Origin of the sequence: Natronococcus sp. A-GB1 (assembly GCF_029688845.1) — an archaeon.
Lineage (GTDB): Archaea > Halobacteriota > Halobacteria > Halobacteriales > Natrialbaceae > Natronococcus.
The window spans coordinates 1-12,701 of sequence record NZ_JARUKW010000020.1 but is presented as its reverse complement, the minus strand read 5'-3'; the positions used below and the strand labels follow the sequence as shown (position 1 = coordinate 12,701).

The following is a 12,701-nucleotide window of genomic DNA, read 5'->3' as shown; positions in this document are numbered from 1 at the left end:
TGCTGAGGAGAATATAGGAGAGTATGAATATGCTTCGAGGGTACCGGGAGACGGTAGCCGGCGACCCCCTTCGGTTCGCCGTTCTCGTCGGCCTCGCGACGGTCCCGTTCACGGTTGCGCTCTCCTGGCAGCCGCCCGACGAGGCGACCGTCGTCGGCGGAACCGTCTCGGGGGTTCCCCTCCTGGTGGCCGGTACACTCGTCGGCTATCGTTACGGCGACTGTGCGAGTCGAACCCGCCGCGCCGGAATCTGGGCCGGACTCGCCGCCTCGGTCGCGACAGTGTTGCTGTACGCCGCCACCGCAGCGTCGACGATCGGAACTGCGTCGACGACGATGACAGTGCTCGCCCTCGTCCTGACGCCGATCGCCGTCGCGGTCGGTGTAGGACTCACCGTGCTGGTGACGGCGGCGACCGCCGTCGTCGTCGGCTGGATGCGACGGCGGAGCGCTCGAGCGTCTCGGAGTCGAGACGCGACCGACAGCGGAAGCCGGAACGCGCTCGAGTCGCGGTGGTGGCTCCCCGTCGTCGCGTACGTCCTGCTGGTGCCGGCGGTCGTGCTCGCGGAAGGGGTAGTCGAACCAGACGGCGGTGCGGGCTTCGCGGTCGCGTTGCTGCTGGTCGGCACCGTCCTTCTCTCGGTACCCGCCGCCCTCGGCGTGTTCGTCGACGCGACCGTTCCCCGGTGTGAGTCGGCGTGGCTTCCGAACGTGCGGGCGTACGTCGGGCTCCCGGCTCTCGGGTTCGCGGCTGCGTACGTCGGCGCTACCCTCTACGGATCGCCGCGCCCGTCCGCACCCGCGACGTTCGGTTTTCTCGTTGTGCTCTGGCTGACTGCCGTCGTCTACCTCGCGAACAGGTATCGCAACCTCGAGCGGATCGCCGACGAACGGCCGCGCTGACCGGACTCCCCGTCGTCCGCTTCTCGGGTCCGACATCCCTAAGCGCGCGGACTCTGTGATTCCAGTATGGAGTATCACGAGGCGGCGGAGTTCCTGTTCGGGCTTCGTCGGTTCCGCCCGAAACCAGGGACGGAGTCGACGGCCCGGCTGCTCGCCCACCTCGAGGACCCCCAGGAAGACGTTGATTTCGTCCAGATCGCGGGGTCGAACGGGAAGGGAAGCACGGCGCGGATGGTCGAGCGAACGCTGCGGGAGGCGGGGCTGTCGGTCGGCCTCTACACCTCGCCACACCTCGAGAATCTGCGCGAACGGATCCGTGTCGACGGGCGGAAGATCCCGAAGTCGTCGGTGTCCGCCTTCGTCGCGGAGATTCGCGAGCACGTCACCGAGCGGGCCGCCGACGGGGAGTCGCCGACGTTCTTCGAGGTGCTGACCGCGATGGCGATCAGGGAGTTCGACCGGGCCGACGTCGACGTCGCCGTCCTCGAGGTCGGGATCGGCGGGCGCTACGACGCCACAAGCGTCGTCGATCCGGTCGCGAGCGCGGTGACGAGCGTCACCCTGGAGCATACGGGGATCCTCGGCGACACCGAGGCCGAAATCGCCCGCGACAAGGCCCACGTCGCGCCCGCCGACGCGCCGCTCGTTACCGGCGCCTCCGGCGAGGCCCTCGAGGGCGTCCGCGAGGTCGCGGGCGAGGTCGTCACCGTGGGGTTCGACGGCGAGGACGACCGCCAGCCGGACGTCCGCGTCGCCTACGAGGGACGGGTGAACCACACCGAGGCGGCCGTCTCGATCGACGACGGCAGGCCGCTCGAGGCCCGTATTCCACTCCTCGGGCGCCACCAGGCCGAGAACGCGGGGATCGCGGCGACGCTGGCCCGACAGATCGCGAGCGTTTCGGATGGAGAGCTCCGGCGGGGGCTGCGAAACGCCCACTGGCCGGGTCGGTTCGAGGTGCTCGAGACCGAGCCGCTGGTCGTCCTCGACGGCGCGCACAACCCGGGGGCCTGCGAGGGGCTGGCCGAGACGCTCTCGAGCTACGAGTACGACGACCTCACCCTCGTCGCCGGCGTGATGCACGACAAGGACGTTACGGGGATCGCCGACGCGTTGCCGACCCCCGACGCCGTCGTCGCGACCGAGCCGGGCCTCGAGCGCGCCGAGGATCCCGAGACCCTCGCGACGGTGTTCGAGCGGACCGGCGTCCCCGACGTTCGGACGATCCCGGACGTCCGAGACGCCCTCGAGGACGCGATCGCCGAGAGCGGCGACGACGACTGCGTGCTCGTGACCGGATCCCTGTTCGCGGTCGCCGAGGCGCGCTCTCGGTGGACCTCGCTGCAGGTTCCCAAGCGGGCTCGCGATCTCGAGGACGCCCGAAAAGTACTCTCGAGTACGGACGCGACCGGGAGCGACGTCGACGACGCGGCCGAGTCGACCGTCCACCGGGTCGTCAAGACCTCGCTCCGGTACCGACAGGCGACGACCCTGCGGGAGGAGCTGCTCCGGATCGGCGGCGAGTGTACCCTCTCGGGGCTCCGGCGGAACGACGAGCGGATCGACGCCGTCCTCTCGGGGACGCTCGAGCAGTTCGCGCGGCTCGTCGACCGGCTCGCGGAGCGCTCGGACGGGCTGGCCGCGGTCGGACGGGAGCTCGAGTCGACGCTCGACCTCGAGGACGGAGCAACGGTAGTGGAGGACGACGAGTCGTCGCCTCCATGGACGGACGGGACCGCCGTGATGGGCATTCTCAACGTCACGCCCGACAGCTTCCACGACGGCGGGGAGTTCGACGCGCTCGAGGATGCTGTCAGTCGGGCGGAGGCGATGGTCGAGGCTGGCGCCGACGTGATCGACGTCGGCGGCGAGTCGACGCGACCGGGCGCCGATCCCGTCCCGGTCGAAACCGAGATCGAGCGGGTCGTCCCCGTCCTCGAGGCGATCAGCGACCTCGACGCCCTACTTTCGATCGACACGCGGAAGGCGGCCGTCGCCGACGCGGCCCTCGAGGCGGGCGCCGACATCGTCAACGACGTCTCCGGCCTCGAGGATCCCGAGATGCGCTTCGTCGTCGCCGACCACGACGCGACGCTGATCGTAATGCACAGCGTCGACGCACCCGTCGTCCCCGATCGAGAGGTCGAGTACGACGACGTCGTCGAGGACGTGGTCGACCAGCTCCGCGAACGGATCCTGCTGGCCGAGAAGGCCGGCCTCGAGCGTGAGAACGTCATCGTCGACCCCGGGATCGGGTTCGCCAAGTCGGCCCCCGAGAGCTTCGAGCTGCTCGACCGGCTCGCGGAGTTCCGGGCGCTTGGCTGTCCAGTCCTCTTCGGCCACTCGCACAAGTCGATGTTCGCACACATCGGCTGCGAGTCCGGCGAGCGCCTCGAGCCGACCGTCGCGGCCAGCGCGCTCGCGGCCGACCGCGGTGCCGACCTCGTCAGAGTTCACGACGTCCCCGAGAACGTCGCCGCGGTTCGAACGGCGCTCGCGGCGCGCGATCCCGACCGCTTCGAGCCGTAGTCGGCGGCGCATCTGCCGGTCCAAGCTTCAACTGTCGGGGCGCGGTATTGGTCGTGAGCGCAGCGTGCTCGAGGCCAATCTATGACAGACGAATACGATCACGATCTACAGGGCGAGGAGCTCGAGGAACTGGCGGACGACCCGATGGACGCGGCGCGGGAGATCGCGGGCGAGAGCGCCCGCGACGGCCGCCTCGCCGTCGTCAGCGGCGGACTCATGCTGCTGTCGACGCTGCGATCGGTCGCTCGCGGCCAGCTTCGCGCGCTCCCGAAGGCGGCCGTCGGCGCCGGGCTGATCGGCATCGGACTCCGGCAGCGTCGGACGTCGGAACCGACGACGTTCGAACCCGATCTCGACGAGGTCGACGGCGAGACCGAGGACAAAGAAACGTCCGATCAGGCCGCCGCGGCGGCCGAGCGGCCCGACGCCGGCCAGGAGTCACAGATCGATGCCGAAGGCAACGTCGACGAGGAACCACAGCTCGGCGAGGCCGATGACGACGATGGCGGCGAGATCGAGTTCACCGACGACCCCGAGGAGGATGAGCCACGATCGAAACCCAGCGCCGACAAGGACGACGAGGACCCCCGCAGAACCACCGACGACGAGACGACGGAGGTCGACGTCTCCGAGACCGCGATGGCCGAGGAGACCGCCGAGGCAACGGGGCCGGACCCCGAACAGGCTCAGCCGACCCAGACCGACTCGACGGAACCCGAGGAAACGCCCGAGGAGGACGCCTCGGACATGAAGGTCGAGCCGGACGAGGACGACGAGGACGACGAGAACAACTGATACGCGATCCGTTTCCTTCTTCGATTCGATGTCAACCACGATCACCCTCCGCTACTACGCCCGGGAGCTCCGGCGACGCCTCACCCACTACGCCGAGAAGCGTCGCCGCGGTTACCGGCGAGCGGGGGCGCTCGAGCGCGCCGCCGACCGGATCCTCTCGATGCGGGCCGAGCGCGGCCTCGAGTCCGGCGGTCACTTTCACGGCGTCTGGCCCCGGGATCTCTGTTTCGCCGCACCGGGGCTCGTGGCGGCGGGATACGACGACGTCGTCGCCGACACTGCAGCGGCGCTGCTCGCGGAGCTCTCGACCTCGGACGTCTTCTACACCGACTTCCACCCCGGCTACAGCGCCGCGACGCCGGCCGAGGGCGTCGACACCGTCCCCGCGGTCGTGCTCGCGCTGGCCGCGGTTGGAGGGCTCGGCGGGCACGCCGACGCCGTCGTCGAACTCGTCGCGCGCCACCGCGAGCGGTTCGTCGAGGGCGGGATCGTCACCGGATCCGGGAGCTCCTGGTGGGACTCGGCCGCGGCCCCGCGGGAGACGTACAACACTGCGATGTGGCTGGCGACGGTCGAGGCCCTCGAGGGACGCGGGCTCGAGACCGCCGGCGCGGACTCGTCGAGGATCCGAGACGGGCTCGAGACCCTGTGGAACGGCCGGCACTTCGACGAGCGCCGCGGGTCGGGGATCCTCGCCTGCGACGCGAACGTCGTCCCGCTGTACTTCGGCCTCGTCGGCGACGACCGCGCGCGATCGATCGCCGACGCGCTCGAGGACCTCGAGACGCCGACGGGGCTGTGTATGCGCGAGCGGTCGTTCGGGGTCGGCGAGGTCCACCCCTTCTTCGCGCCCCACCGGGACTACCACTACCACGTCTGGCCCTGGAACAGCCTCATGTACGCCAACGGCCTCGAGCGGTACGGGTTCGAGGAGCGGGCCCGTCGGGAGGTCGAACGGATCGAGCGCGTCATGGCGCCGTACGGCACCTTCCTCGAGGTACTCACGCTCGAGGGCGAGCCGTACGTCAAACGCGGGTACGCGAGCGCCGAGGAGTTCACCGTCGCCGCCGCGCTGTGGCGGGAGTTCGCCGACCGGCCGCGCTGACTCTCGAGGTCGTCCTCCCTTCGCCTCCGCGGAACTACCCGGCGGTGTTGGTCGGGAGTTCGGATCTGCGAACGCGGCGATTTTGCTCGAAAGTCGACGCAGATAGCAGCAAAAGGATGCCTCGTGTCACAAGCCGTCGCAATATCTACTCTCACCTACGACAGTACCGTCCTAGATGGAGGCAATTTTCACACCTATCTCCGACGGCATCGACAAGGATTAAGTGCGCAGGTTCGCAGATCTAATACGAATGGGTAGTACTCGACTACACCGGGGCGTTGCGGCCGTTCGATCCCGCTGGAGGGACCTCGAGCGCGACTGGCAGAGCGTCGCCGTCGGCGCGACGACAGTGGCGGCGATCGCCGTCTTCGAGCTGCAGATCCCCTGGTAGCGAGATGTCGGCCGCGCGGTTTCTTCCGGGGCTGGCAGCACTCCTTCTCGGCGCCGTTCTCGCGCGAGCGGTCGAGCTGACCGTCGGGTTCAACCACCTGCTCGTCGCCATCGCGCTCGGGTTCGTGCTGGCGAACACCGTCGGCGTTCCCGACCGGCTCGAGCCGGGGATCAACACCCACAAGCTCTGGCTGGGTGCCGGGATCGTCCTCATGGGCGCGTCGCTGACCCTCGAGACGATCCTCGAGGTCGGCGGACTCGTGTTGCTGGTCGTCGTCGCCGTGACGACGCTGACGATTCTCGTCGTCGAGTTGCTCGCGCGCAACGTCTTCGGGCTGGCGGACCAGCTCGGCTCGCTGCTCGCAGCGGGATCGGGGATCTGTGGCGTCTCCGCGGTCGTCGCGGTCGCCGGCGCGATCCGGGCCCGGGAAGAGCAGATCGCCTACGCGGCGGCGACGGTGTTGCTGTTCGACGCGATCACGATCGTCGTCTACCCGATCGTCGGCGATCTGCTCGGGCTCTCCGACGTCGTCTTCGGGGTCTGGGCCGGCGTCAGCATGTTCTCGACGGGACCCGTCGTCGCCGTGGGGTTCGCCCACTCGGAGGTCGCCGGCCAGTGGGCGACGATGGCGAAGCTCTCGCGCAACGCCCTGATCGGCGCCGTCGTCATCGCCTACGCGAGCTACTACGCCCGCTCGGGATCCGCGGGTCGTCCCTCCCTGCGAACCCTCTGGGACGAGTTCCCGAAGTTCGTGCTCGGCTTCCTCGTTCTGGTCGCGCTGGCGAGTGCGGGGGTCTTCTCGTCGGCCCAGCAGGCGTCCATCGAGAACGCCTACAACTGGCTGTTCGTACTCGCGTTCGTCGGGCTCGGCACGGAGATCCAGCTCGCGGAGCTTCGGAGCACAGGACTGACGCCCGCGCTCGTCGTCCTGCTCGCACTGGTGGTCGCCAGCACGGTCTCGCTCGTCGTCCTCTCGATGCTGTTCGGCGCGTAGCGACCGGATCGGACGCTCGAGCGTCCGTGCGGTCGGTCGACCGTCGAAGTCCGAGGCAATACTTGCGAGGTCGGCGTACCGGGCTCGTTCCGTCGAATATCGGGAATCAGGAGCGCCGAGGGCTGCGGGAGCCGCCGCAGAGAACGGCCGTAGCGTATGGAGCGTCACACGGGACGGGCCGTTGTCCGGCCGTACCGCCCGCAGAGCCGTCCGTGGCGGGATCGGCGCGGCGAGGAACGCACCGTGGGGCGGGACCGCGTTCCACCGAGAGCTTTGCTGGTTTCGGGTGGAGAACCAAAGAATTGCAGGCTCACGAGGGGATACAAGCGTCTAGCCTTTAGGGAGGCACGTATGAATCGGGGTTACTCGCGTCGTTCTGCACTAGCTGCCCTCGGGGCCAGCTCTGCGGTTGCGCTTTCGGGCTGTCTGGCGGGGTCGGACTCCGATGCCGGCTCGGAGTCGACGATTCGCATCTCCGGCGGCGTCGGCCCGCTGCCGATGGTACAGGTCTGGGCCGATATCTACACCGACGAACGCGACGTCGACATCGACGTCTCCGGCGGCGGAACCGGTGTCGGCGTCTCCGACGTCATGAACGACCAGGTCGACATCGCGATGATGGGACGCGACCCCGACGAGGAGGAGATCGAACAGGGGCTGGTCGCCACCGCGATGCTCATCGACACCGTCGTCGGCACGGTCAACGTCGACAACCCGATCTTCGGCGAGCTCTGGGAAAACGGCCTCACGCAGGACGAGCTCGCGGCCATCTTCTCCAAGGAAATCACGAACTGGGGCGAGCTTGTCGACGGCGACGTCGACGAACCCATCTTCGTCTACGGGCGCTCGGACTCCTCGGCGGCCTACCAGCAGTGGGGCGAGTTCCTCGGCGGCTACACCGAGAACGAACTCGAGGACATGGCCGACGGCAACTTCGACGGGGACCAGCAGGTCGCTCAGGCGATCAACAACGACTCCCACGGCATCTCGCTGAACAACATCAACTACGTCTACGACTTCAATACGGGCGACCTCGAGATGAATATCCGCCCGGTTCCGCTCGACCGCGACGAGAGCGGGACACTCTCTCCCGAGGAGGAGTTCTACGAGACCCGCGACGAGTTCCTCACCGCCGTCGAGGAGGACCGCTACCCCTCCCCGCCGGCCCGGGACATGTACCTGGCCGCCAACGGCGAGTTCGACGAGGAGGCGGCCGACTTCGTCAAGTGGGTCCTCACGGAGGGCCAGCAGTACGTCCGCGACAACGGCTACGCGCCGATCAGCGACGAACAGCTCGAGGAACAGCGCGAGATCCTCGCGGAGGCTTCCTGAGATGGGCACGGCAACCGAAACCGACCGATCCGGCGGTTCGAACCGACTCGACCGACGGCTCCTGCTCGAGCGCCTGAGCAGTTACTGGCTCGTCGGCGCCGGCCTCTTCGCCGTCGCGCTGTTCGGGCTCATCGTCCTGACGCTCGTCCAGCAGTCGATCCCGATCGTCTCCGAGTACTCGCTGTTCCAGATGATGACGTCCTCGAACTGGGATCCCGCAGCCGACGAGTTCGGCTTCCTGCCGGCGATCGTCGGTACGATCTACGTCACCGTCCTCTCGATGGCGATGGGGACGCCGCTGGCGATCCTCGCGGCGATCTACATCGCCGAGTACGCCGAGGGCCGGACGAAGGTGCTCGTCTCGTCGTTCATCGACGTGCTCGCGGCGATTCCGAGCGTCATCTTCGGGCTCGTCGGCCTGATCGTCGTCGTCCCGTTCGTCGGCGACTACCTCGCGCCCGCCGTCGGCGCCCACAGTATCGGACTCGGCATCGTGACGGTGAGTCTCGTGATGGCGATCATCGTCACTCCGTTCATGATCTCGCTGTCGGTCGAATCGCTCGAGGCGCTACCCGACGAACTCCGCGAGTCCTCGCTGGGCGTCGGTGCGACGAAGTGGGAGACGATTCGCACCGTCCTGCTGCGAGCCGCAGGACCGGGGATCTTCTCCGCAATCCTGCTCGGCTTCGGTCGCGTCTTCGGTGCGACGATCGTTCCCGCGATGCTGATCGGCGGCCAGACGGCGATTCCCGAGAGCCCGTTCGACGCCGGCGAGACGCTGCCGACGCTGATCGTCAACGACTTCGGCGAGCTGATGTCGATCCCGCTGACCCAGTCGGCGCTGATCCTCGTCGGGCTGATGTTGCTCGTCATCGTCTGGATCTTTAACTTCGGGGCGATGCTCGTCCGTCGCCGCCTGCAACGGAGGTGGCAGTACTGATGGACCGCTACACCGAGCAGCGACTGTTCGGCTTCCTCGCCCGCGCGAGCGCCGCGCTCATCCTCGGAGTCCTGGTGATGGTCGTCGGCGTCACCCTCTGGCGGGGCGGACGCGTCTTCGTCACCGATCCCGCGGTGATGGTGACGGCGCCGGGTTCGCGGTACATGCTGGACGGCGGCGGCGGGTTCCTCCACGCCGTCCTGGGCAGTATCTTCATCGTCGTCCCCGCGACGGTGGTCGCCTCGATCCTGGCGATCTCGACGGCCATGTTCCTCCAGAGCGACTACTCGAGCGAGCGCACGTCGGACGTGATCAACATGTTCCTGAACGTGCTTTGGGGGACGCCGCCGATCGTCTACGGGGTGTTCGTGCTGACGATCATCATCGCCGTCGGCGCCCAGACGAGCCTGATCTTCGGGACGATCGCGATCGCGATCTTCCAGTACCCGATCATGACTCGCTACGCCGACGAGGCGCTGCGGGCGGCTCCGGACGCGGTCAAGGAGGCGTCCTACGGACTGGGCGCGACGCGGTTCGAAACCGCACGGATGACCGTCCGCGCGGCCCTACCGGGTGTCATCGCCGGGATCATCATGGGCTTCGCCCGCGGGATCGGCGACGCCGCCACCGTCCTCTTTACGGCCGGGCGGAGCACGCAGATGCCCGGCGGCCCGTTCGATCCCGCGACGACGCTGCCGATCCTCATCTTCGAGCAGGCGGCGTCGTTCAACGCCGAAGTCCGCTCGCACGCCTACGCGGCGTCGTTCGTCCTGATCGTCGCCGTGCTCGCACTGATACTGGCCTCGAAGCTCCTCGCCGGGAGGTTCGCTCGCTTCGCACCAGGAGGAAGACACTCATGAGTAACGATATCGCACTCCGCACCGACGATCTCGAGGTAACGTACACCGGAAACAGGGAAGTAACCGCGGTCGACGGCGTCAGCACCGAGTTCGCCGAGAACAAGCTGACGGCCATCATCGGGCCCTCGGGCTGTGGCAAGTCCACCCTGCTGAAGGCGCTGAACCGCCTCCACGAGATCCAGCCAAACGCCGAGATCACCGGCGAGGTGTACCTCGGCGACGAGGCGATCTACGACACCGACGACCCGCTGCCCGAGATCAGGCGGCGAGTAGGGTACGTCCCGCAGACGCCGACGGCGCTGCCGCTGTCGATCTACAACAACGTCGCCTACGGCGCGAAGATCCACGGCGACTACTCGAGCGAGGAGCTCGACGACCTCGTCGAGAGCTACCTCCGGAAAGTCAACCTCTGGGACGAGGTGAAAGATCGTCTGGACGACCCCGGCGCCGAGCTCTCGACGGGGCAGATCCAGCGGCTCTGTCTCGCCCGCTCGCTGGCCGTCGAACCCGAGGTGTTGCTCTGTGACGAGGTCACCTCCGCGCTGGACCCGATCTCGGCCGAACAGGTCGAAGAGACGCTCGAGGATCTCAAGGAGGAGTACACGATCATCATGGTCACTCACAGCATGGACCAGGCCAAGCGACTGGCCGACGACGTGATCTTTCTCTACCTGGGCGAGCTCGTCGAGGCCAACGACACGCGCTCGTTCTTCGAGAACCCCAAGCACGAGCGGACACAGGAGTTCGTGAAGGGCCACACCGCGGTCGACTACGACGACGAACCTGACGAGGAGTCGGTGACGGACCAACAGCCCGTCGCCACCCGCTAGTCGGTCGGCTCGAGTTCGGTTCGATCGTCGCGTCTCGCCTCGGCGCCTCCTCCCAGGGAAACGGGAGCGAGACGCGGGTGCCGAGCGTCTGCGGGCAGTATCGACAGCGGTTACCACCATCGCTTCGAAGCGCCGAACAGATGACGTCCGGCCAGTGGCTCCCGCCCGATACGATCGTCCGCTCCAGCCGGGCACCCCTCGAGCGCCGACCGAAACGCGTCGGTGTCGGTGCTCCTAACCGTCGCCGCGATCACTGCCCTCGAGCGCGCTACTCACGATGAGCGTACGAGACCGTCTTCCCGGGCTGCTCGCGCTCTGTCTCGGCGCCGCGTTCGCTCGCGGCGTCGAGGGAGTCGTCGGCTTCAACGCCCTGCTCGTCGCTATCGCGGTCGGGTTCGTCCTCGCAAACACGGTCGACGTCCCGAAGCGACTCGAGGCGGGGATCGCGACCCACGGCTTCTGGCTGGCCGCCGGGATCGTCCTCATGGGGGCGTCGGTGACGCTCGGCACTGTCCTCGAGACGGGCGCGCTCGTCCTCGCGATCGTCGTCTGTGTCTCCGCGGGAACGATCCTCGTCGTCGAGTTGCTCGCGCGCAACGTCTTCGGGATCACCGGCCGGCTCGGCTCGCTGCTGGCGGCGGGGTCGGGGATCTGCGGCGTCTCCGCGGTCGTCGCGGTCGCCGGTGCGATCCGGGCTCGGGAGAACCAGATCGCCTACGCCGCGGCGACGGTGTTGTTGTTCGATGCCGTGACGATCGTCGTCTACCCGCTAATCGGCGATCTGCTCGGCCTCTCGGGCACCGTCTTCGGTGTCTGGGCCGGCGTCAGCATGTTCTCGACAGGGCCAGTCGTCGCCGTCGGCTTCACCCACTCGGAGCTCGCCGGCCAGTGGGCGACGATGACGAAGCTCGCCCGGAACGCCCTGATCGGCGTCGTCGTGCTGGCGTACGCGAGCTACTACGCCCGATCCGGCGGGGGATCGCACCCCTCGGCGAGGACGCTCCTCGAGGAGGTGCCGACGTTCGTCCTCGGCTTCTTCGCGCTCATGGTCGTCGCGAGCGCGGGGCTGCTCTCGGCGTCCCAGCGGGCGGCGATCGAGGAGCTGTACGGCTGGCTGTTCCTGCTCGCGTTCGTCGGTCTCGGGACGGAGATTCGACTCGCCGAGCTCCGCCGGACGGGACTGTTGCCCGCCGTCGTCGTGCTGACGGCGCTGGTGCTCGTCAGCACGCTCTCGCTCGTGGTGTTGCTCGCCGTCCTCTGAGTCACTCCGCCTTCCACTCGAGCCCGTACTCCGGAGCGACGTCCTCGGTAATCGACTCGAACCGGTCGAACGCCATCGCCGGGGGGAGGGGATGGCGCGCGTCGATCTCCTCGGGCAGGTCGTCGTGGTACCTGACCTGCGTTTCGACGTCGTAGGGGAACTCCGCCTCGTCGACGCCGACGAACCCGTACTCGTCGCGGGCGCGCGAGAGGACTCCCTTCCACTCCGCAGTGGAGGCTAACCCCGCCGACTCCATCCCGTGGGAGAACAGCGTCGAGCGGATCTCGTCGTAGGGCTCGCTGTCGTCAAGGTACTCCTCGAGGTACTCCACATCCGAACGGGTGTTGAACGCGGTCCAGTAGGGGACCGATCCCGTCCGAAGGGTCCACCAGGGCTCGACCAGCGCGAACGACTGGACGAGCAGGCGGTCGACCGATCGGTCGCGGGCCTCGTAGCGCTCGCGGTAGCGATCGGCGACGAACGGGCTCAGCTCCCGCGGATCGTCGAACGCGAGCCGACGGAGTTCGTAGTCGCGTTCGTCCGCGATCCGCTCGAGGTCCTCGCGTAAGGCCGGGTCGAACCCCCACTCGGCCTCCGGTGCCCGTCGGTCGGGCTCGGGAACGTCCCACTCGCGGCGGTCCGCGCCCTGCAGTCGAAGAAAGTCGGCGACCTGCTCGCTGCCCTCGTAGTACTCCTCGGGCGCCAGCCCGCCACAGCCCCCGAGCTGGAAGGGGTGGCGGGGGGGGGGGGGGGCGGCGGGGC

11 protein-coding genes and 1 pseudogene are annotated in these 12,701 nt (G+C 68.2%); 11 read left to right on the top strand and 1 reads right to left on the bottom strand.

All coding sequences use genetic code 11. The features are described 5' to 3' along the window. Positions 1–23: 23 nt before the first annotated feature. The 11 genes from QA600_RS19170 (at position 24) to QA600_RS19120 (ending at position 11,939) form a co-directional block, all read left to right on the top strand. On the top strand, positions 24–902 hold the full coding sequence (locus QA600_RS19170; protein WP_278293537.1) for a DUF5518 domain-containing protein: 879 nt from the start codon (positions 24–26) through the stop codon (positions 900–902). 66 nt (positions 903–968) lie between these two features. Beyond that, positions 969–3,431: a dihydropteroate synthase gene (folP, locus tag QA600_RS19165; protein WP_278293536.1), complete on the top strand. Its 2,463-nt coding sequence runs from the start codon at positions 969–971 to the stop codon at positions 3,429–3,431. Positions 3,432–3,512: 81 nt separating this feature from the next. Continuing rightward, complete coding sequence (locus tag QA600_RS19160; RefSeq protein WP_278293535.1) at positions 3,513–4,226, top strand: hypothetical protein; 714 nt, start codon at positions 3,513–3,515, stop codon at positions 4,224–4,226. Positions 4,227–4,254: 28 nt separating this feature from the next. Next, the gene (locus QA600_RS19155; RefSeq protein ID WP_278293533.1) at positions 4,255–5,331 is read left to right on the top strand and encodes a hypothetical protein; all 1,077 of its coding nucleotides are present in this window, start codon (positions 4,255–4,257) and stop codon (positions 5,329–5,331) included. Between the two features lie 250 nt (positions 5,332–5,581). Continuing rightward, entirely contained in the window at positions 5,582–5,722 is a 141-nt protein-coding gene (locus QA600_RS19150) for a hypothetical protein (protein ID WP_278293532.1), read from the top strand. Positions 5,723–5,726: 4 nt separating this feature from the next. Further along, on the top strand, positions 5,727–6,716 hold the full coding sequence (locus tag QA600_RS19145) for a putative sulfate exporter family transporter (RefSeq protein ID WP_278293531.1): 990 nt from the start codon (positions 5,727–5,729) through the stop codon (positions 6,714–6,716). A 351-nt stretch (positions 6,717–7,067) separates the two neighbouring features. After that, positions 7,068–8,048, top strand: a complete 981-nt coding sequence (locus tag QA600_RS19140) for a substrate-binding domain-containing protein (protein ID WP_278293530.1) — start codon at positions 7,068–7,070, stop codon at positions 8,046–8,048. Between the two features lies 1 nt (position 8,049). After that, entirely contained in the window at positions 8,050–8,988 is a 939-nt protein-coding gene (pstC, locus tag QA600_RS19135; protein WP_278293529.1) for a phosphate ABC transporter permease subunit PstC, read from the top strand. Continuing rightward, positions 8,988–9,848: an ABC transporter permease subunit gene (locus tag QA600_RS19130; protein WP_278293527.1), complete on the top strand. Its 861-nt coding sequence runs from the start codon at positions 8,988–8,990 to the stop codon at positions 9,846–9,848. The genes pstC and QA600_RS19130 overlap by 1 nt, the downstream gene beginning before the upstream one ends. Next, a complete protein-coding gene (locus QA600_RS19125) occupies positions 9,845–10,678 on the top strand; it encodes a phosphate ABC transporter ATP-binding protein (RefSeq protein WP_278293525.1) in 834 nt (277 codons plus the stop codon). The genes QA600_RS19130 and QA600_RS19125 overlap by 4 nt, the downstream gene beginning before the upstream one ends. Positions 10,679–10,955: 277 nt before the next feature. Further along, positions 10,956–11,939, top strand: coding sequence for a putative sulfate exporter family transporter (locus QA600_RS19120; protein ID WP_278293524.1), 984 nt, complete (start codon positions 10,956–10,958; stop codon positions 11,937–11,939). Between the two features lies 1 nt (position 11,940). Here the strand turns inward: QA600_RS19120 and QA600_RS19115 are convergent. Beyond that, positions 11,941–12,701: pseudogene (locus tag QA600_RS19115) on the bottom strand (hypothetical protein); the annotation flags it as partial.